The organism is Pseudotabrizicola sp. L79, assembly GCF_036553525.1.
Classification (GTDB): domain Bacteria; phylum Pseudomonadota; class Alphaproteobacteria; order Rhodobacterales; family Rhodobacteraceae; genus Pseudotabrizicola.
The window spans coordinates 25,871-44,925 of the sequence record NZ_JAZHDA010000051.1 but is presented as its reverse complement, the minus strand read 5'-3'; the positions used below and the strand labels follow the sequence as shown (position 1 = coordinate 44,925).

17 protein-coding genes are annotated in these 19,055 nt (G+C 63.8%); 8 read left to right on the top strand and 9 right to left on the bottom strand.

The window, feature by feature from the left end:
* Positions 1 to 14: 14 nt before the first annotated feature.
* The gene (locus V3C85_RS12000) at positions 15 to 836 is read right to left on the bottom strand and encodes an LOG family protein (protein WP_331795335.1); all 822 of its coding nucleotides are present in this window, start codon (positions 834 to 836) and stop codon (positions 15 to 17) included.
* An 88-nt stretch (positions 837 to 924) separates the two neighbouring features.
* Here V3C85_RS12000 and dapD point away from each other — a divergent pair, with 88 nt between their 5' ends.
* Together dapD and V3C85_RS11990 are read left to right on the top strand one after the other, a co-directional pair.
* A complete protein-coding gene (dapD, locus tag V3C85_RS11995) occupies positions 925 to 1,752 on the top strand; it encodes a 2,3,4,5-tetrahydropyridine-2,6-dicarboxylate N-succinyltransferase (RefSeq protein ID WP_331795334.1) in 828 nt (275 codons plus the stop codon).
* A gap of 67 nt (positions 1,753 to 1,819) precedes the next feature.
* Positions 1,820 to 2,155 carry a hypothetical protein gene (locus V3C85_RS11990; protein ID WP_331795333.1) on the top strand — a complete coding sequence of 112 codons (336 nt, stop codon included), beginning with the start codon at positions 1,820 to 1,822 and terminating at the stop codon, positions 2,153 to 2,155.
* A 12-nt stretch (positions 2,156 to 2,167) separates the two neighbouring features.
* Here V3C85_RS11990 and V3C85_RS11985 read toward each other — a convergent pair whose 3' ends face one another.
* Entirely contained in the window at positions 2,168 to 3,157 is a 990-nt protein-coding gene (locus tag V3C85_RS11985) for a Hint domain-containing protein (RefSeq protein WP_331795332.1), read from the bottom strand.
* A 7-nt stretch (positions 3,158 to 3,164) separates the two neighbouring features.
* Entirely contained in the window at positions 3,165 to 4,742 is a 1,578-nt protein-coding gene (locus tag V3C85_RS11980; protein WP_331795331.1) for a Hint domain-containing protein, read from the bottom strand.
* 281 nt (positions 4,743 to 5,023) lie between these two features.
* On the opposite strand from V3C85_RS11980, the gene dapE reads away from it, so the two are divergent.
* Both dapE and V3C85_RS11970 read left to right on the top strand, forming a co-directional pair.
* The gene (gene dapE, locus V3C85_RS11975; RefSeq protein ID WP_331795330.1) at positions 5,024 to 6,178 is read left to right on the top strand and encodes a succinyl-diaminopimelate desuccinylase; all 1,155 of its coding nucleotides are present in this window, start codon (positions 5,024 to 5,026) and stop codon (positions 6,176 to 6,178) included.
* On the top strand, positions 6,175 to 6,594 hold the full coding sequence (locus V3C85_RS11970; protein ID WP_445942014.1) for a GNAT family N-acetyltransferase: 420 nt from the start codon (positions 6,175 to 6,177) through the stop codon (positions 6,592 to 6,594). Before dapE ends, V3C85_RS11970 begins: the two co-directional genes overlap by 4 nt.
* 73 nt (positions 6,595 to 6,667) lie before the next feature.
* Here the strand turns inward: V3C85_RS11970 and V3C85_RS11965 are convergent, their stop codons facing one another.
* A complete protein-coding gene (locus V3C85_RS11965; protein ID WP_331795329.1) occupies positions 6,668 to 7,174 on the bottom strand; it encodes a hypothetical protein in 507 nt (168 codons plus the stop codon).
* 334 nt (positions 7,175 to 7,508) lie between these two features.
* On the opposite strand from V3C85_RS11965, the gene V3C85_RS11960 reads away from it, so the two are divergent.
* On the top strand, positions 7,509 to 10,412 hold the full coding sequence (locus V3C85_RS11960) for an error-prone DNA polymerase (protein ID WP_331795328.1): 2,904 nt from the start codon (positions 7,509 to 7,511) through the stop codon (positions 10,410 to 10,412).
* 10 nt (positions 10,413 to 10,422) lie between these two features.
* Here the strand turns inward: V3C85_RS11960 and V3C85_RS11955 are convergent, their stop codons facing one another.
* From V3C85_RS11955 to V3C85_RS11945, 3 genes are all read right to left on the bottom strand, one after another.
* Positions 10,423 to 11,472 (bottom strand): LLM class flavin-dependent oxidoreductase, encoded by a 1,050-nt coding sequence (locus tag V3C85_RS11955; RefSeq protein ID WP_331795327.1) that lies wholly within the window; start codon positions 11,470 to 11,472, stop codon positions 10,423 to 10,425.
* A 171-nt stretch (positions 11,473 to 11,643) separates the two neighbouring features.
* On the bottom strand, positions 11,644 to 12,411 hold the full coding sequence (locus V3C85_RS11950; RefSeq protein WP_331795326.1) for an NYN domain-containing protein: 768 nt from the start codon (positions 12,409 to 12,411) through the stop codon (positions 11,644 to 11,646).
* A gap of 115 nt (positions 12,412 to 12,526) precedes the next feature.
* Complete coding sequence (locus V3C85_RS11945) at positions 12,527 to 13,657, bottom strand: S-(hydroxymethyl)glutathione dehydrogenase/class III alcohol dehydrogenase (RefSeq protein ID WP_331795325.1); 1,131 nt, start codon at positions 13,655 to 13,657, stop codon at positions 12,527 to 12,529.
* Positions 13,658 to 13,835: 178 nt separating this feature from the next.
* Here V3C85_RS11945 and V3C85_RS11940 point away from each other — a divergent pair, with 178 nt between their 5' ends.
* A complete protein-coding gene (locus tag V3C85_RS11940) occupies positions 13,836 to 14,150 on the top strand; it encodes an I78 family peptidase inhibitor (RefSeq protein WP_331795324.1) in 315 nt (104 codons plus the stop codon).
* Positions 14,150 to 14,425, top strand: coding sequence for an I78 family peptidase inhibitor (locus tag V3C85_RS11935; RefSeq protein WP_331795323.1), 276 nt, complete (start codon positions 14,150 to 14,152; stop codon positions 14,423 to 14,425). The genes V3C85_RS11940 and V3C85_RS11935 overlap by 1 nt, the downstream gene beginning before the upstream one ends.
* Before the next feature lie 39 nt (positions 14,426 to 14,464).
* Here V3C85_RS11935 and V3C85_RS11930 read toward each other — a convergent pair whose 3' ends face one another.
* A complete protein-coding gene (locus tag V3C85_RS11930; protein WP_331795322.1) occupies positions 14,465 to 14,899 on the bottom strand; it encodes a c-type cytochrome in 435 nt (144 codons plus the stop codon).
* A 185-nt stretch (positions 14,900 to 15,084) separates the two neighbouring features.
* Between V3C85_RS11930 and V3C85_RS11925 the strand changes: the two genes are divergently transcribed.
* Positions 15,085 to 16,725 carry a Y-family DNA polymerase gene (locus V3C85_RS11925; protein ID WP_331795321.1) on the top strand — a complete coding sequence of 547 codons (1,641 nt, stop codon included), beginning with the start codon at positions 15,085 to 15,087 and terminating at the stop codon, positions 16,723 to 16,725.
* Positions 16,726 to 16,744: 19 nt separating this feature from the next.
* Here the strand turns inward: V3C85_RS11925 and selD are convergent, their stop codons facing one another.
* Positions 16,745 to 18,952, bottom strand: coding sequence for a selenide, water dikinase SelD (gene selD / locus V3C85_RS11920; protein ID WP_331795320.1), 2,208 nt, complete (start codon positions 18,950 to 18,952; stop codon positions 16,745 to 16,747).
* Positions 18,953 to 19,055: the final 103 nt, after the last annotated feature.

The window sequence follows — 19,055 nt, the reverse complement described above, 5'->3', positions numbered from 1 at the left end:
GCAGGGGCAGCGCCCTAGCAGCTGGGTTGAAACGCGTCGATGATGGCAATCGCCTCATCGGCGCTTTCGACATAGTGGAACAGGTCCAGATCCTCGGGGCTGATCGTGCCCGCCTCGGCCAGGGCTTTCCAGTTGATGATCGTTTCCCAAAAGTCGCGGCCGAACAGCAAAAAGGGCACCGGCTTCATCCGCTTGGTCTGGATCAGGGTCAGGCTTTCAAACATTTCATCCAGCGTGCCAAAGCCGCCCGGAAAAACGCAGATCGCCTTGGCCCGCATCAGGAAATGCATCTTGCGAATGGCGAAATAGTGAAAGTTGAAACACAGGTCAGGCGTCACGAATTCATTGGGCGCCTGTTCATGCGGCAGCACGATGTTCAACCCGATCGACTGGCCGCCCGCCTCATGCGCGCCACGGTTTCCGGCCTCCATCACGCCGGGGCCGCCGCCTGTCATGATGACGTTTTCACGGCCATAGCTTGACATGCTGCGTTCGGTCATCAGCTTGGCAAAGATGCGGGCCTGTTCATAGTATTTCGACAAATCGGCCAGCATCGGCGTCTTGGCGCTGTCTTTCTGCGCCGGGGCCGGGATGCGGGCGCCCCCGAACAGAACGATGGTCGATTCAATCCCGCGTTCATCCATCACCAGTTGCGGCTTCAGCAATTCCAGTTGCAGACGCACGGGCCGCAATTCCTCACGCGTCATGAAATCCATGTCGCTAAAGGCCAGTCGATAGGCGGGCGCGCGGGTCTGCGGGGTGTCGGGCGTGCGGTCCGCGGCGGCAATATCCTGCTGGCTGTCGCGGAACGGGTGATTGCGGGGTTCGTCTTTCATCGCTGCCATATCCTGCCTGTGCATTGCGTGGTCTTGCGTCTAGCCTTATAGGCTAGGCCCGACAGGACCAACCTTAAAGGGGCAGACCATGCAACATGCCGATCTTGAAAAGGCCATCGAAGCGGCGTGGGACGCCCGTGACGGCATCACCCCCGCCACCAAGGGCGAGGCCCGCGACGCCATCGAGGCCACATTGACCGCGCTTGACAGTGGCGCTTTGCGGGTGGCCGTGCGGCAGGCCGATGGCCAGTGGCATGTGAACCAATGGGCCAAAAAGGCGGTTCTGCTGGGCTTTCGCATCAAGGATATGGAACTGCAGTCGGGTGGCCCGCAGGGCAGCGGCTGGTGGGATAAGGTGGACAGCAAGTTCCACGGCTGGGGCCCCGATCAGTGGAAGGCCGCAGGCTTTCGCGCGGTGCCCAATTGCGTCGTGCGCCGGTCGGCCTTTATCGCCAAGGGCGTGGTCCTGATGCCATCTTTCGTCAACCTCGGCGCCTTTGTCGATGAAGGCACGATGGTCGATACCTGGGCCACCGTCGGGTCTTGCGCGCAGATCGGCAAGAACGTGCATCTGTCGGGCGGCGTTGGCATTGGCGGTGTGCTTGAACCGATGCAGGCCGGCCCCACGATCATCGAAGACAACTGCTTTATCGGCGCGCGGTCCGAGGTGGTCGAAGGCTGTATCGTGCGCGAAGGCTCGGTTCTGGGCATGGGCGTGTTCATCGGCAAATCGACCAAGATCGTCGATCGCGAAACCGGCACCGTGACCTATGGCGAAGTGCCCGCCGGGTCGGTGGTGGTGGCCGGGTCGATGCCGTCGAAGAACGGGATCAACCTCTATTGTGCGGTGATCGTGAAAAAGGTCGATGCGCAGACGCGGTCGAAAACCTCGATCAACGAATTGCTGCGCGACTGATCTGTTGCACTGTGGCGGCCAGCCCATCCCGGGCTGGCGCCTGTTTGCCCCGACCCCCGAGGTTGCCATGACTGAAAAAACCGCCAAGGAAAAGCGCCCGCAACAGGTCTATGCACTGGTTGTCGAGGTGGGCCGCAAGGCAGATGACGGCCTGCCCGCCAAGGCCACGGGCGGCGCGCTGCTGTGCTATGCCAGCGGTGTGGATGAGGCCGAGGCCGTGCGCGAAACCGTGGCCATCCTTAAAGAGGCCGATCTGGCGGTGCTTGAAGTGCAGGGCCTTGGCACGCTAGAGGAACGCCGCGCCGCGGGCGAAGACATCGGCCCCGATGATGAAGAGCTGATGCAGCGCGCGCTGGAAGAAAACTCGGTCATCGTGGCGCAGATGACGCCGTTTTTCGACTGACCCTGCCGCCGGTCAGGCCGCGCCATGGCGGCTGCGGCGACCAATCAGGCTGACCAGTTGCTGCGCCTCGTAAGGGTGCAGAATGGCGCGGGGGGCCTCGCCGGTCAGGCTGTGGCTCAGGATCTGCAACCCATCGGCCAGCAGCAATTCGGGCAGGCCAAGGTCGATCGACACGCAATCCATCGCCGCGCGAAAGCTGTCGCGCCGGGCAATGCTGCCATCGGTCAGTGCATCCGCCTGCACCAGCACCTCTTCCTCGCCGAACATGTATTCCACTTCGGGGCCGTTCAGCACCACCAGCTGATCTGCACCCAACAGCACATCGCTGCCCTGCCCCAGAAACGGCGCGCGCAAGATCACGGGGGCAAAGCTGCCCCGGCTGGGCAGGCGCAAATGATGCATCCGCAAAACGGGTTGCAGGCCGTTGTCAACGGTTCTGACCATATCGCCCGGGCGCAGGTTGCCCGCCGCCACTGCCCCGCGCGCGGTTTCAATCGGGGTGCGCAGGCCAATCCAGGGTGCCCGCTGCGGCGGCTCGCTGCCTTGGGTCACGCCAAACCACAACAGCGCCGGATGCCGTGATCCGGTGCCATCGGGGCGGCACAGATCGGCCAGATCGTTGTGATCCAGCATGATCGGGTCGCGGCCCGTGGCGCGCAACTCGGTGCCCGATCCGATGCGCGAAAAGGTCATCACCCAACGGTCGGCCAACTGGTTCCAGCCATAGGTGATGCGCGCCGTGCCATAATCCATCGGCAAGGGGCCGGGCAGCACATGGCGGCGCACCCGGTTGCCAAGGCGATGCAGAAGAATGATCCCCGCCGTCGCATCCAGAAAGATCGAAAAGGTCTGGGCTGTGTCGCCCGTGGGTTGCCAATCCAGCACTACCGCCGTGCTGGCCAGTGGCAGGGATACCTCACAGATGAACACCGCCCGCCGCAACGGCTGCAAGGGCCGGTTGGGGGGCAGGGTCAGATCTGACAGGGCGATCCAGTCTTGCATCTTTGCCTCAGGCCGCCGTGGCCGCAGACAGCAGCAGTTGCGCCTCATAACCCTTCAGCAGGCGCCGCGCCGCAAGGCTATAGCCTTGGCCGGTCAACGGGTCGAGTTCGGGAAAGATCGACCGGATTTCGTCGATGATCGCCGCTTCAAACATCTTGGTGCTTTGCGGCCCCGGCAGGAAACTTTCAGTCGTCAGCCCGGCCGAGGACACAAGCTGATGCCTGTCGAACAGAATATGCACATAGTCCACCTCGCCCCCTTCGCGGCGGCGCACGGTGCGTCCATTGACCAGATCCTGTGCCGCCACCAGAACCTCGGCCTCGCCAAACAGCAACTCGGCCAGGCAATCGCGCACCAGAACCCGGTGCTGCGGCGAAACCAGCAACCTGCGATGGGGGCCAAAGGTGCCCGCGCGGATTTCAATGGGCGCAAGGTTGCCAAGGGCCGGCACCCGGCGCTGCCCGATCCAGCGCACCGGTTGCGGCCCGTCATCCTTGGTGATCACCAGATCACCGGGCTGCAACGCCTCGACTGGGCGCTCTCCCTCGGGGGTCAGGATCATCGTTCCTGCCACAAAGCAGGGAATGGTGGTCACACTGACAAGCCCGGTGGCGACATTGCTGTTCGGCCCGGTGACGGTATAGGTGAAATTCACCGTTTCGATGTCACCATTGCCGATAACGGTGATCGTGCCATCGGCATTCAGCCGCACTTGCTGGCCCGATGGCAGGGTGATCACCTGCCCGGCCACCACATTCACCCCGTTGATCTGGGTGATAACCAGATTGCCCGACAGGGTCGAAACGTCATTGGCCAAAACATCAATCGTCGTCTGCCCGGTGGCAAACATGGTCGCCAGATCATCACGCGGCACAAGCTGCGTCTGCACACTGTCACCCACGATGATCAGGTTCGAATCGTAATTGGCATCCCCCGTATCGGCCACCCCGATGCGGATCGAATTGACCACACCCGGATTGACCGGAATGGTCAGCGTCAGGGTGATGGTAAAGCCATCCATCTCGGTGTTGTAGGAATCGCCGGTGTTGTCGATGAACAGGTTGGGCTGGGTATTTGGGTTGATGTTGTTGATCGACGTCCGGCCATTGCCAACCGTCACCGGAACATAAGTGCCGTTGATCCACACGCCCACCACGTCATTAAAGCTGGAATTCACATATTCGGGGTATTCTTCCGAACTGAAGACGAATTGCATCGTCATCACATTGCCCGTGGGGATGAAATTCACATCCAGCCACACCGCGTCATAGGTGGTCGCGCCCGCAATCGTATTGAACTGCGAACTGTTGTTGGTGCCCGACGTGTCGGTGGTCGTGCCGGTTGACCGGTTCGGATCACCGCTGGATTGGGTAAAGTCGCGCACATTGCCGGTGGACAGGATCACCCCGGAACTGCTGGGCAACACGCCGGGCGCCACCTGCCCGTTGGTGTAGGTGGCCGAACTGTTGGTCGGCCCGGAATAGCTGGCCCCGGTCACCGTAACGCCATTGCCGAAAATCGCATTCGCCATCGTCGTCGCACTGGCGTTGACGTTGTAATTCAGCTCAGAGCCAGTTGCCGGCATAGAGGCGCTCTCCGGACAGAGAGACAGGACATAGCCTTTGGCCGGATGCAGATCCGGTCATCGGTCGTATCGGGTGGGTGCGTTGACCCTGCTCGTGCCCTGCCTCAGGACTTATTATTCAGTGACTTAAAAGTTATCAAACTTTGGCCAAATGCAACACATGATTTTGCCACATTCCTTCGGGCATCGGCCGATGCCCCGGTTTTGCGTCACTTTGCTGCAACAGGCAGGGCCGTTGCAGCCCTGATCGGGGCGGGCTATGCCTTGGCAAAAGGATGGAGATGCCGATGACCCGCCCCGTGGATGCCGCCCAACTGACCGCCGATCTGATCCGCTGCCCTTCGGTCACCCCGGCCGAGGGCGGGGCCCTGGCCCTGCTGGATCGGCTGTTGTCGGATGCGGGCTTTCGCTGCACACGGGTTGATCGGAACGGCATCGCCAATCTTTACGCCCGCTGGGGCGCGCGCGGCGCCAACCGCAGCCTTGGCTTTAACGGCCATACCGATGTGGTGCCGGTGGGCGATGTGGCGGCATGGACGCACGACCCGTTCGGGGCCGAGATCGTCGATGGCTGGATGTATGGGCGCGGGGCAACCGATATGAAATCGGGCGTTGCCGCCTTTGCCGCCGCCGCCATTGATTTCGTCCGCGACACGCCCCCCGATGGCGCCGTGATCCTGGCCATCACCGGCGATGAGGAGGGCGATGCGCAAGACGGCACCGTGGCCCTGCTGGATTGGATGGCCGAACAGGGTGAGCGGATGACCCATTGCCTTGTGGGCGAGCCCACCTGCCCGAATGACATGGGCGAGATGATGAAGATCGGCCGCCGCGGCAGCATGACCTGCTGGTTCACCGCCACCGGGGTGCAGGGCCATTCGGCCTATCCGCACCGCGCGAAAAACCCGATGAGCGCGCTGGTATCGCTGCTGGCGCGGTTGCAGGACAAGCCGCTGGACGATGGCACCGACCATTTCGACGCCTCGACCCTGGCCATCACCACCATTGATTGCGGCAACCCCGCCAATAACGTGATCCCGGCCAAGGGCACGGCCACCGTAAACATCCGCTTCAACGATCTGCATACGGGCAGCAGCCTGACCGACTGGCTGAAATCCCATGCCCAGACGGTCGAGCGGGAGACAGGCGTGCACATCGCCTGCCGCATCCAGATTTCGGGCGAAAGCTTTCTGACCCCGCCGGGCGAATGGTCTGACATGGTCGCCCGCGCGGTGCAGGCCGAAACCGGGCGCCAGCCGGTGCTGTCCACCTCGGGCGGCACATCGGATGCGCGATTTGTGAAAAACCATTGCCCGGTGGTGGAATTTGGCTTGGTGGGCAAGACCATGCATCAGGTCGATGAACGGGTGCAGGTCGACCAGATCCACCAGCTCAAGGCGATCTATGCCCGCATCCTGCGGGATTATTTCGCATGATCGACATTCGCCCCACCCAAGACATCGCCACCTGCCGGATGCTGCGCCGCAAGGTCTTTATCGAGGAACAGGGCGTCAGCGAGGCCGATGAAATCGACGACAAGGATGATGACGCCATCCACCTCTTGGCCACGGTCGATGGCGTGCCCATGGGCTCGGCCCGCTTGCTGCTGATGGGCCAAACGGGCAAGATCGGCCGCGTCTGCGTGCTGCCCGCGGCGCGCGGCACCGGCCTTGGCGCGGCGCTGATGCGGGCGGCGGTTCAAGAACTCCGCCGCCAACCGGGCGTCACCCAAGCCAAACTGGGCGCCCAAACCCACGCCCTTGGGTTCTACGAACGCCTCGGCTTCACCGCCCAAGGCCCCATCTACGACGACGCCGGCATCCCGCATCGGGATATGGTGATGGGGTTGTAGGGGGCAGGGGGGGCTGAAGGGCGGCTGTGCGGACGAAGCGGACGTTGCTCACAACAGCGTCTAGTTTGCTTCGTCAGTTTCCCAGCATCTGCGAGAAGGTCATGTCAACACGACACATTCGGCAGGGCGGCCCTCCATCCTCTAAAGTCAGGATATCGCCATCAGAGACCTCTTCCACACCCAAGTCATCATGGATTCGGTTGGCCTCAAGAATTGCAAAAATCCCTCCCCGATCTGCAAAGCTACCGGGGAAAGTGACAGTGATAGTGTCGATCACGGTGGGAGTTTTCGGGGTGCCTTGACTGATCTGGATTGTCTCCCCGGACCAGTTGCCGGTCAGAACGTTAAATTGACCGGGATTCCACATAAATGTGCGGCCATCCTGAGCGAAGTATACAACGCCTGATCCGTGCCTATCAGATAAGAATCGGGCAGTTTTTCCCGCCAGGTCATTCGACACCGTGCTGGGGGTGGACGCGGCTTCGCCCTGCTGCGCCAAGACATAACCGGGCCAGCCCATCAAGAGAGATGACACCGAGGCCGCACTCAACACGCATAACATCGCTTGAACCTTCCACATTCCCTTGCCCCTTGCGCGCCATAAATGGCGCAATCCAGCCAAGTGTATGGCTTTCAACAGTGACCAAACTTTGTCGCGAAGACTCTGTCTTCATCTATGGCGGATGACCGCAATGGGCTCAAAGCCGACATCGCTTCGTTGCACCCCAGGGCGCTGAAATTGGCGTGGATTGCGCCCTGCGGTCCTGTTTCAGGGGGCTTGGGGGTGCCTTTCCCTGTCTGCACGGGGGGTGTACGGGGGGTGTATGCAGGGTGACAGGGGCAAGGCACTGGAAAGTTGTCTTGGCTCACGCTAGGTTTGTTCTTGATTTGTTCATGAATGGCCCCCCGATTCCATGCCCGCTGCCGAGCTGTGCGCCCTGACCAATTTCACCTTCCTCACCGGGGCGTCGCACCCCGAGGAGATGATGCAGGCTGCCCATGATGCGGGGTTGGTGGCGCTTGCGGTGACGGATGTGAACAGCCTTGCCGGGGTGGTCAGGGCGCATCAAAAGGCGCGGGATTTGCGGCGTGAAACCGGGTCTGCGCCGCGCCTGATCCCCGGTGTGCGGCTGGTGCTGACCGATGGTTTTGCGGTCACCGCCCTGCCGCGGGACCGGGCGGCTTGGGGCCGGATTTGTCGTTTGATTACAAAGGGTAACTTGCGGGCGCCCAAGGGGGAATGTCATCTGGAACTGGCCGATCTGCTGGAATGGGGGCAGGGGGCAGAGCTGCTGTTGCACCCCCCCGGCCAGCGTCTGACGCCGGTGGCGCGGCCCCAGCGTCAGACCGGCTGGCAGGCCCAGGCCGGGCGTCTGGCTCAGGCTTTTCCGGGCCAATGCTCGGTGGTCTTGGCTCCGCATTATGATGGGCAAGACCGGGCCCGCATGGCCCGCCACGCCGCCCTTGCGCAGGCCCTTGGCCTGCCCACTGTCGCCTCGGCCTTGCCGATGTTGCACCACCCCGCCCGCCGCCGTCTTGCCGATGCGCTGACCGCCATCCGCCTTGGCCGCCGCGTGGTCGATCTGGGCCGCCACATCCTGCCCCATGGCGAACAACGCCTGCGCCCCAAGGCCGCGCTTTTGCAGCTGTTCGCCGGGCATGAGGGGGCGGTGGAAAACGCTGTGCAAGTGTCTGAACGCGCTGCATTTTCCTTGGATGAATTGCGCTATGAATACCCGTCGGAAATCACCGGTGGCGAAACCCCTTCGGCCCGTCTGGCCCGCCTGTCTGCCGAGGGCCTGCGCCGCCGCTATCCCCAAGGCGCCCCCGCCAAGGTGCAGGCGCAGATGGCCCATGAACTGACCCTGATCGCCAAACTGGGCTATGAGCCTTATTTCCTGACCGTGCATGACATCGTGGCCTTTGCCCGCTCACAGGGCATCTTGTGTCAAGGGCGTGGCTCGGCCGCCAATTCGGTGGTCTGCTATGCGCTTGGCGTCACCTCGGTTTCGCCCGAGGTGGGCACCATGGTGTTTGAGCGGTTCGTCAGCGAGGCCCGGAACGAACCCCCTGATATTGATGTAGATTTTGAACATGAACGGCGCGAGGAGGTGATCCAGCACATCTATGCCAAATACGGCCGCCACCGTGCTGGCCTTTGTGCCACGGTGATCCACTACCGGGGCAAGCGGGCCGTGCGCGAGGTGGGGGCGGCGATGGGGCTGACCGAAGATACGCTGTCGGCGCTGTCGTCACAGATCTGGGGCTTTGGCGGGCCAAAGGCGATTACCCCGGCGCGGCTGGCCGAAATCGGGCTTGACCCGACCGACCGCCGCCTGATGCAGACGATGCGTCTGGTCGAGGAAATTCAGGGCTTTCCCCGCCATTTGTCGCAGCATGTGGGCGGGTTCATCATCACCGAAGGCCGGCTGGACGAATTGGTGCCGATCGAAAACGCCAGCATGGCCGATCGCACCGTGATTTGCTGGGACAAGGACGATATCGACACGCTGGGCATCCTCAAGGTCGATATTCTGGCCCTTGGCATGCTCAGTTGCATCCGCAAAGCCTTTGATCTGGTTGAAAAACACCATGACCGGCATGTTGATCTGGCCAGCCTGCCGCCCGAAGACCCTGAAACCTATGACATGCTGTGCAAGGCCGACAGTCTGGGGGTCTTTCAGGTGGAAAGCCGGGCGCAGATGAACTTTCTGCCCCGGATGCGGCCGCGCAGCTTTTACGATCTGGTGATACAGGTGGCGATCATCCGCCCCGGCCCCATTCAGGGCGATATGGTTCACCCCTATCTGCGGCGCAGAAATGGGCAAGAGGTGGTCACCTTCCCCTCGGATGCGCTTGGTGCGGTTCTGGGCAAGACGCTGGGGGTGCCGCTGTTTCAGGAACAGGCCATGCAGATTGCCATTGTCGGTGCTGGCTTTACCCCCGAGGAGGCCGACCGCCTGCGACGGTCTCTGGCGACGTTCAAAAAGCACGGCAATGTCAGCGAGTTTCATGACCGCTTTCTGGAAGGCATGCGCCGCAACGGCTATGACACCGATTTTGCGGCGCGCTGCTTTGCCCAGATCGAGGGCTTTGGCAGCTATGGTTTTCCCGAAAGCCATGCGGCCAGCTTTGCCCATCTGGTCTATGCCAGTGCCTGGTTAAAGCGCCATCATCCCGGCATTTTCGCCTGCGCCTTGCTGAACAGCCAGCCGATGGGGTTTTACGCGCCTGCCCAGATCGTGCGTGATGCACGCGACCATGGGGTGGTCGTGCTGCCCGTCTGCATCAACCGCAGCGACTGGGACAACCAGATGGAGGACCATGACAAGGGCCTTGCCCTGCGGCTGGGGTTCCGCCAGATCAAGGGGATCGACGCCGAGGAGGCACAATGGATTGTGGCCGCGCGGGGCAATGGCTATACCGAAGTGACCGATGTCTGGCGCCGCGCCGGGGTGCACCCTGAGACGGTGGTTTGTCTGGCCGAGGCCGATTGTTTTGCCAGCCTTGGCATCGTGCGGCGGGCCGCGCTGTGGGAGGCCAAGGCGCTGACAGCCCCAAAACCGCTGCCGCTGTTTTCCCAAGGGCTGGAGGGTGAGGGGATTGTCGAGCCGAAGGTGCAGTTCCGCGAGATGACGATGGGTGAGGCGGTGGTAGAGGATTACCTCTCGATGCGGCTGAGCCTGCGGTCACACCCCATGGCCCTGCTGCGCCCGGTTCTGACCCCGGCCAACACGGCAGAGCCGCCTTGGGGGGCATCGAGCCCCCACGCGGCGGCGTTGCCACGGATGGGGGCACCGACGCCCTGCATCGGGTAACAGGCGGCGGTCAGGCCGGCACCCGATCAGAGGTCATCATGTCACGCACCATCGGAATCACCCGTTCGCCATACAGCCGGATACACTCCATCAACTGCGCATGCGGCTGCGGGCCGGTGGAATATTTCAGATCAAACCTTTGTATTTTCAAGGCCTTGGCTGCCGACGCAATCTTGCGGGCCACCGTTTCGGGGCTGCCGACATAAAGCGAACCATGCTCGACTTCGGCCAGATAGCGGTCTTTGGTGACGGGGGGCCAGCCGCGTTCGCGGCCCAAGCGGCCAAACATCTCGCGGTAATGCGGCCACAGGGCCTCGCGCGCGGCTTCATCCGTTTCGGCGACGAAACCGGGGGAATGCACGCCAATCGGGCGGGCCTTTTGGCCGAACTGGTCCACCGCGCGGTGATACAGATCGACGTAGGGCACGAACCGCCGCGGATCGCCGCCAATGATTGCCAGCATCAGTTGCAGATCCTGCCGCACCACCCGCACCACCGACTCGGGGCTGCCCCCGACGCCAACCCAGGTGGTCAGGCCCTTTGGCCCCAAAGGCGGATAAACACGCTGATTCCTGAGCGGGGCGCGGGTCTGACCGCTCCATGTAACTTTATGATCGCGGACAAGTTTTGCGAAGAGATCCAGCTTTTCCTCGAACAGTTGTTCGTAATCCTGCATGTCATAGCCAAACAAACCATAACTTTCGCTGAACGACCCGCGCCCCATGATCGCCTCGGCCCGGCCATTTGACAGGGCGTTCAGGGTGGAAAAGCGTTGGAACACGCGCACCGGATCATCCGAAGACAGCACCGTGACGGCGGTGCCAAGGTGGATGCGGTGTGTGCGCCCGGCGATGGTGGCCAGCACGATTTCAGGCGCGGAAATGGCGAAATCGTCGCGGTGATGTTCGCCCAAGCCTATGAAATCAATGCCAGTTTCATCGGCAAGGACAGCCTGATCCACCACGTCGCGCAGCACCTGATCCATCGGCGTCAGGGTGCCGTCTGGCTGGTGTGTGACATCGCCAAAGGTATCAAGGCCCAGAGAAAGTGCTGCTGTCATGGCGGTCTCCTTTGGGCCAAAGATAGGCCAGCGACGCCCTTGTGAACAGGCGCAGGCCCGCAGGGTTACTCTGCATCAATGCACCAAAGTGCTGTGCCAATCATGTGGTTTTGCCGTGGTGCATCTGTGGTGCATCTGTGGTCACAGCCGCACCACGGCCATCTGCGCGCTTTAGGACAGGTCGCGCAATTCCAACTGGCCGCCCGGCCCGTGGCGCAATTCGAACCGAGGCAGCTTGCGCACCAGATCAGACAGCTTGGCCGCGCCATAGGTGCGGGTGTCGAAATCGGGGTTGGCCTGCGTGATGAACTGGCCCAAGGGGCCAAGCGTATACCATTCGCCATCCGGGTCGATGGCGCGCATTGCGGCCACGATCAGCGGAATGGCGGTCTGGGCGGGTTCTTTGGCGGTGCTGCGCGCCACGGGTGTCTCGACCCCGGCCGCGCGCGGGCGCACCACCTCCTCTGGGTCGGCCCCGCCAAGGTTCTCGACATAGATGAACCGCTTGCAGGCCATGCGAAAGGCCTCGGGCGTTTTCTTTTCGCCGATGCCATAGACATCAAGGCCCTGTTCGCGGATGCGCGCGGCCAGCCGGGTGAAATCGCTGTCTGATGAGACGAGAACAAAACCGTCGAACAGGCCGGAATGCAGAAAATCCATTGCGGCGATCACCAAGCCGATGTCGCTGGCATTCTTGCCCTTGGTATTGGCAAATTGCTGATCGGCAACAAGCCCGAGTGCGGCCACTTTCTTGGCCCATCCGCCCAGGCGGGCCGCCGACCAGTCGCCATAGATGCGGCGCACACTGGCCTCGCCCAGTGACGCGATCTCTTCGAAAATCGCCTCGGCATGGCTGGCCGGGATATTGTCGGCGTCAATCAGGACGCAAAGACGGGGGGTGCGGGCAGTCGGGGTGCGGGGGGCGCTGAGATCGGCCATGATGGTCCTTTTTTCCGCAGTCTGCCCGATTGCGCCCAGAACCGAAAGGCCCTGCCGGCCTTTATCTTGGTCGCGCCAGCGGTGGGGGCAGGCTGTGGCCCGCCCCCGCGTGGTATCAATACACCACCACGCTGCGGATGGATTTGCCCGCATGCATCAGATCAAAGGCTTCGTTGATCTTTTCCAGCGGCATCACATGGGTGATCATGCTGTCGATCTCGATCTTGCCGTCCATATACCAATCGACGATCTTGGGCACATCGGTGCGGCCGCGCGCGCCACCAAAGGCGGTGCCCTTCCAGACCCGGCCTGTCACCAGTTGGAACGGGCGGGTTTCGATGACGGCACCTGCCGGGGCGACGCCGATGATGATCGACTGGCCCCAGCCGCGGTGGGTGCATTCCAGCGCATCGCGCATCACCTTGACGTTGCCGGTGCAGTCAAAGCTGTAATCGGCCCCGCCGATCTTGTCGAACGGCGTCTTGGTCATCTCGACGATGTGGTTGACGACGCTGCCCTCGATTTCCGTGGGATTGACGAAATGGGTCATGCCGAATTTCTCGCCCCATTCCTTTTTGTCATTGTTCAGGTCAACGCCGATGATCATGTCGGCCCCGGCCATTTTCAGGCCCTGGATCACGTTCAGGCCGATGCCACCAAGGCCAAAGACCACGGCCTTGGCACCGATTTCGACTTGGGCGGTGTTCAGCACCGCACCGACGCCGGTGGTGACGCCACAGCCGATATAGCAGATCTTGTCAAAGGGGGCGTCCTCGCGGACCTTGGCCAGGGCGATTTCGGGCATGACCGTGTGGTTGGCAAAGGTCGAGCAGCCCATGTAGTGATAGATCGGCGTGCCATCCAGCATTGAAAAGCGGGTGGTGCCGTCGGGCATCAGGCCCTGGCCTTGGGTGCTGCGGATCGCGGTGCAAAGGTTGGTCTTGCGCGACAGGCAGCTGGGGCATTCGCGGCATTCGGGGGTGTAAAGCGGGATGACATGATCACCGGGTTTCAGCGAGGTGACACCGGGGCCGCATTTCACCACGACGCCTGCGCCTTCATGGCCCAGAATGGCGGGGAAGATGCCTTCGGGATCGGCGCCGGACAGGGTGAATTCATCGGTGTGGCAAATGCCGGTGGCCTTGATCTCGATCAGAACCTCGCCCTCTTTGGGGTCGTCAAGGTTCACCTCCATGATCTCAAGCGGTTTGCCGGGGGCTAGGGCAACGGCGGCACGGGTGCGCATGGGCGGTTCCTTTCTGATGCGATTTGGCGGGCAGGCTGGGCGAAACTTTGGGCCAAGGCAACCCGTGATGCGACAGGCCAAGGTGTTTTCGCGTCGGCCTGCTCTTGCCCGTGGGGGGTGGACGGGGATAAGCTTTGGCGATTGAATGCAGCCCTCTGCCGTGAGTTCATTGCACGCTATGCCGTTTCATCGCCCTTTTGTGCTGGTGTCGCTTGCCGTTCTGGTGGGGTGCGGCGGCTTTTCGCGTGTGATGCCGCCGGGCCGCGCGGTGCTGGAGCCTGCGCTTTTGGCGCAACGGCAGGAGGAAGGCTGCGGCGCAGAGAGTTTGGAGCGGCTGCGGGGCGCGCATTTCACCCGGCTGGCCGAGGTGCGCTTGCGCGGGCAGTTGCGGGTGTTGTGGCCGCAGCAGCGCATCACGCGTGATCTGATGCCCGACCGGCTGAATGTGCAGGTTGATGGGACGGGTCAGATCTTGAAGATGTTTTGCGGATGATGGGGCGGGGTTCGGGTCTGGGGCTGGCGCTGCTGCTGGCGGGCTGTGTTGCGCCCGAGGGGCCTGATCGCGTGCCGCCTGAGCGCGGGGCCTGTGGCGCCGGGGAATTGCAGGGGCTGGTGGGGCAAAGCGGGGATGTTCTGGCCCGCATGACATTGCCCGAGGGCACGCGGATCATCGGCCCTGTCACGGCGGTGACGATGGATTACCGGCCTGATCGGCTGAACATCGATCTGGATGCCGCAGGGCGGATCACGCGGGTTCATTGCACCTGACGGTAGGCCTGCCCCGCGGGGGGGCAGGCACCGGATGTGTCAGATACGGTAGTCAGTATGGCATGCCTTGCACGAGCCGCCGATGGCACCCATGCCCGCCTTGATCGAATCGACCGAGGCCGGATCAAGGGCTGTGGCCGCCGTGTTCAGGGCGCTGGCCTTGGCGACGAAATCATCCCAGTTTGTCCAGATTTCGGGCTTGGCTTCGGCCACAGGGTCGGTGGCTTGGGTTTCGAATTTGGCGGCAATATCGGCCGAGGCCGCGACGAGCGCATCTTTGGCGGCACTGGCGGCGGCGGCGTCAAATTCGGTTTTGCCACCGGCCATATCGCCCAGAACCTTGGTGTTCATGCCGATCGTGCTCATCAAATCCATCCGCGCCTTGACGGTGGGGTCTTGCACCCCTTCTTTCGCCACGGCAACGCCGGCCACAAGCACAAGGCCCGCAATCAAACCCTTGGTGATAAATGTCATGCTTTCGCCCCTGTTGGTTGAGTCAATCGGCCCAGTATAGGGCAGGTCGTGAGTCGGGGAAGTGGTCTTGTCACGTTGCTTTGGCGTCTCACGCCATTGTCATGATGGGGGCACAGAAGACTCGCCTTGGGCTGTGCGGGGGGGTAAACAGGAACATATAGTGAACAAACAGCTGAGTCGCCCCAATGGCCCTGCGTCGTGTGTTGTCTTTGTGGTTTCCGCGTCTGGCGGTGGAGCGCGTGCTGCGGGCGCGGCGCGATGTGATGCCGGGGCCTTTTGCCGTGGTGGGGATGCGCGATCAGGCGCAGGTTCTGATCAGCCTGAACCCGCAGGCCGAGGCGGCGGGACTGCGGCTGGGCCAGCCCCTGCGCGATGCGACGGCGATCTGTGCCCATTTGCTGACGGCGGCGGAACATGCGCCGGGCGACCGTGCCTTTCTGGCTGCGCTGCGGCGCTGGGCGGGCAAGTTCAGCCCTTGGGTGGCCGAAGAGCCGCCCGATGCGCTGGTGATCGACCTGACGGGATGCGCGCATCTGTTTGGCGGAGAAGAGGGGGTGCTGGCGCAGATGGCCGAAGATTGCGCCGATCTGGGGCTGACGGTGCGGGCGGCGGTGGCGGATACGCGCGGCGCGGCCTGGGCGCTGGCGCGCTATTCGGGGGCCGTGGCGCAGACCGACCGCAATGGGGATGCCATTCAGCAAGAGGCGCGGGCCACGCGGTCGCGGGCGGTGACGCGGCGGGCAGGGGCGGCGGCCCTGCCGCTGACCGGGCCTTTGGGGGTGATTGCGCCGCCGGGCACGATGCGGCAGGCGCTGGCCGGGCTGCCGTTGCCTGCGCTGCGGTTGCGGCCCAAGGTGGTGACCTCGCTGGGGCATCTGGGCTTGCGGCGGGTGGAAGACATTGCCGGCCTGCCCCGTGCGGCCCTGGCGCGGCGGTTCGGGGCCGATACGCTGACGCGGCTGGATCAGGCCTTTGGTCAGGTTTCGGAACCGGTCAGCCCGGCACGGGCACCGCTGCATTTCGCGGTGCGGATCAGCTTTCCCGAGCCGATTGGCCTGGTGGAGGATGTGGCGGCAGGGATTGACCGCCTGTTGCCTGTGCTTTGCGCCAAGCTGAAGGCCAAGGGGCGCGGGGTGCGGCTGTTGCGGATCGAGGCGCAGCGGGCAGATGGCACGGCCGACTGGGCCGATATCGGGCTGGCCCGCGCCACGTATGAGGCCGACCGCCTGCGCCCGCTGATCGCGATGAAGATTGCGGGCTTTGATGCGGGGTTCGGCTTTGACCGGTTGCGGCTGGAGGCGCTGGAAACCGAACTGGTGCATCAGATTCAGCATCGCGGCCATCTGGATGCAGCGGCGGCGGCGATGGCGCGGGTCAAGGATGGGCCAAGGTTTGATGATCTGGTGGCCAAGCTGGGCACGCGGCTGGGGCAAGAGGCGGTTGTGCGGCTGCATCCGGCCGACAGCCATATCCCGGAAAAGACCTTTTCGGTGCTGACCGCCGCGTGGTCTGCGCCTGCCAGCGGCGAATGGCCCGAACCGCGCGCCCCCCGCCCGGTGGTGATTTTCCGGCCCGAGCCGGTGCAGGCCCCCGACGACCGCAGCCCGCCTGCCCGCTTTCGCTGGCGGCGGCGTGATTTTGCGTTGCGCGTGGCGGTGGGGCCAGAGCGGCTGTTGCCGGAATGGTGGTGGGATGACCCTAACTGGCGCAGCGGCCCGCGCGATTACTGGCGGATCGAGGCGGAAAGCGGCGATCGGCTGTGGCTGTTCTATGCCCATGGCGGAGAGGCCTCGGGCGGCTGGTTCTGTCAGGGCCTGTTTGCCTGAACGCGCCCCATGCGCGGGCTTACAGCAGGGTGATGCGCCCCTGATCGGGGCGGTCGGGCGCGCTGATGCGCCCGATCACCGTGGCGCTTTGGCCCGCGCCGGCAAGGGCGGCCAGCATGGGTGTCACAAAGGCGGGCGGCACTGTGGCCAACAGCCCGCCGCAGGTTTGCGGATCGAACAGCAGGTCGGTTCTTGGCCCGGTGGGGCCCTGGATTTGCCAATCCAGGGCCGCGCGGTTTTCTGGCATCAGGGTCGAGGCCACGCCCTGTGTGGCCAGATCAAGCGCGCCGGGCAACAGCGGAATGGCATCAAGCGTCAGCGTGGCCGACAGGCGGCCCTTGCCCAGCATTTCCCACAGATGACCGGCCAGACCAAAGCCGGTGACATCGGTCATCGCCGTGGCCCGTTCGCGCAGCAGCAGGGCGGCTGGCCCCAACGGGCGCTGCATGCTGGCAATGCAGGTGGCCCAGGCCTCGCCCAGCATCAGGGTGCGGTCGGTCAGCCGCGACAGGCCCATTTCGGCGGCCAGCACCACGCCGGTGCCGATGGGTTTGGTCAGCACGATGGCATCGCCCGGTGCGGCCCCCAGTTTGGGGATCGGCAGGCGCGACAGGCCGGTGACGGTAAAGCCCAACGTCAATTCATCGCCGACGCTGGTATGCCCGCCCGCGATATCGGCCCCGGCGGCGCGAAAGACGGCCGAAGCTGCGCCCATGATCTCGGCCAGCATGCGCGCCTGCACATCAGGCGACAGGCGGGGCAGGGTGATTTGCGACAGGGCAATCTGGGGGTCGGCGCCCATGGCCCAGATATCGCCCAAGGCGTGAATGGCGGCCAGACGTGCCATCAGCGCGGGGTCGGTGACAAAGGCGCGCAGGTGGTCGGTGGTGATCACCTGCCGCGCGCCCCCCACTTGCAACAGCGCCGCATCATCGCCGGGGCCAGACAGCAGATCCTGGCGCTGTGGGGGCGGCAGGGCCTGCATTGCGGCACCAAGCGCGCCGGGGCCGACTTTGGCACCGCAGCCGCCGCACATCGGCTTGTCGCCCAAGGCCTGTGCAAGGCCGGTGGCCTGTTGGCGGGGCAGGGCCGGTTGGGGCATGGTGGGATAGGTTTCGAACTTTTGCATGAAGCTGCGGTCGATGCGGTCTTTCAGCCGCCACAGCCAGGCCCCGCCGCTGCGCAGACCGAATTTGTCGGCCACGGCGCGTTGCTGGCCCATCGAGATCAGTTTGAGGTAATCTTTCTGCGGCTGATAGCGCCGCATCGCGGCACCCGAGGCCGCCGCGCGCAGGTTGTGAAACAGGATCGGGGCCTGACGCACGGCATAGACCCCGGCCTTGGGGCGGGGGGCATGGGCCATATGGGCACAATCGCCCGCAGCAAAGATCTGCGGGTCAGAGCTTTGCAGGCTGGGCGAGACGGTGACAAAGCCATCCTGCAGTTCAAGCCCGGTCTGGGCCAGCCAGCCCTGTGGCCGCGCCCCGGCCACCGACAGGGTGAAATCCGACGGCAGATTGGTGCCGTCAGACAATTCCACCCAATCGCGGCTGATGCGGGTGGTGGTGGTATTGGTGCGCAGGGTGATCTGATAGGCTTTCATCGCGGCCAGCAACGCCGATCGGGTGCCCGCGGCGATGCCCGGCAGGGCGGTTGGCCCCTGTTCCAGCACGGTGATCTGCGGATCAAGGGCTGCGCCCTGCAAGCGGTGCGCCGAGGCAAGGGCAAGCTCGACCCCGCCCACACCGGCCCCGATCACGGTGATCCGGGGTTTGGGCGGGGCCTTGGCGACAAAGGCTTCCCATCTGTCGGCATAGGCGCCCAGGGGCTTGGCCGCGACACCATGGTCGGCATAACCGGGGATCTGCGGGAGGTCAGAGGCGATGCCGATGTCGATCGAGGCGACGTCATAGGCCAGCACCCGGCCCGAGGCGAGGGTGGCGGAGCGGGTGGCCGGGTCAAGGCCCACCACACGGTCAAGGATGACGCGCGCACCGGCAAACCGGGCCAGCCGCACCAGATCGATCATCAGGTCGCGCTTGGCGTAATGGCCGGCAATCGCACCGGGCAACATGCCCGTATAGGGCGCCACTGGCCCCGGATTGACCACGGTCAGACGCGCGCCCGCCAAGGGGCGCATCCCCCACATGCGCAGCACAAGTGCATGGGCATGGCCGCCGCCGATCAGCAGGATGTCTTGGGTCAGGGGCAGAGAAGCGTGCATCATTCGGTCCTTGGTCAGTGGCGCGGACCCTAGCGCCAGTGTGGGCCGGGGGCGAGGGGGGGCGTTGTCACAGGACCGTGCAAGGCTGTTTCCCGCTTGCCTGCTG

Excerpts from the sequence above, each read along its gene's own strand:
- V3C85_RS11925 (WP_331795321.1), top strand. The coding sequence starts at position 15,085 with ATGGCCCTGCGTCGTGTGTTGTCTTTGTGGTTTCCGCGTCTGGCGGTG.
- V3C85_RS11930 (WP_331795322.1), bottom strand. The coding sequence starts at position 14,899 with ATGACATTTATCACCAAGGGTTTGATTGCGGGCCTTGTGCTTGTGGCC.
- dapD (WP_331795334.1), top strand. The coding sequence starts at position 925 with ATGCAACATGCCGATCTTGAAAAGGCCATCGAAGCGGCGTGGGACGCC.
- V3C85_RS11965 (WP_331795329.1), bottom strand. The coding sequence starts at position 7,174 with ATGTGGAAGGTTCAAGCGATGTTATGCGTGTTGAGTGCGGCCTCGGTG.
- V3C85_RS11940 (WP_331795324.1), top strand. The coding sequence starts at position 13,836 with ATGCCGTTTCATCGCCCTTTTGTGCTGGTGTCGCTTGCCGTTCTGGTG.
- V3C85_RS11935 (WP_331795323.1), top strand. The coding sequence starts at position 14,150 with ATGGGGCGGGGTTCGGGTCTGGGGCTGGCGCTGCTGCTGGCGGGCTGT.
- V3C85_RS11945 (WP_331795325.1), bottom strand. The coding sequence starts at position 13,657 with ATGCGCACCCGTGCCGCCGTTGCCCTAGCCCCCGGCAAACCGCTTGAG.
- V3C85_RS11955 (WP_331795327.1), bottom strand. The coding sequence starts at position 11,472 with ATGACAGCAGCACTTTCTCTGGGCCTTGATACCTTTGGCGATGTCACA.
- dapE (WP_331795330.1), top strand. The coding sequence starts at position 5,024 with ATGCCGATGACCCGCCCCGTGGATGCCGCCCAACTGACCGCCGATCTG.
- V3C85_RS11960 (WP_331795328.1), top strand. The coding sequence starts at position 7,509 with ATGCCCGCTGCCGAGCTGTGCGCCCTGACCAATTTCACCTTCCTCACC.
- V3C85_RS11985 (WP_331795332.1), bottom strand. The coding sequence starts at position 3,157 with ATGCAAGACTGGATCGCCCTGTCAGATCTGACCCTGCCCCCCAACCGG.
- V3C85_RS11970 (WP_445942014.1), top strand. The coding sequence starts at position 6,175 with ATGATCGACATTCGCCCCACCCAAGACATCGCCACCTGCCGGATGCTG.
- V3C85_RS12000 (WP_331795335.1), bottom strand. The coding sequence starts at position 836 with ATGAAAGACGAACCCCGCAATCACCCGTTCCGCGACAGCCAGCAGGAT.
- V3C85_RS11950 (WP_331795326.1), bottom strand. The coding sequence starts at position 12,411 with ATGGCCGATCTCAGCGCCCCCCGCACCCCGACTGCCCGCACCCCCCGT.
- selD (WP_331795320.1), bottom strand. The coding sequence starts at position 18,952 with ATGATGCACGCTTCTCTGCCCCTGACCCAAGACATCCTGCTGATCGGC.
- V3C85_RS11980 (WP_331795331.1), bottom strand. The coding sequence starts at position 4,742 with ATGCCGGCAACTGGCTCTGAGCTGAATTACAACGTCAACGCCAGTGCG.
- V3C85_RS11990 (WP_331795333.1), top strand. The coding sequence starts at position 1,820 with ATGACTGAAAAAACCGCCAAGGAAAAGCGCCCGCAACAGGTCTATGCA.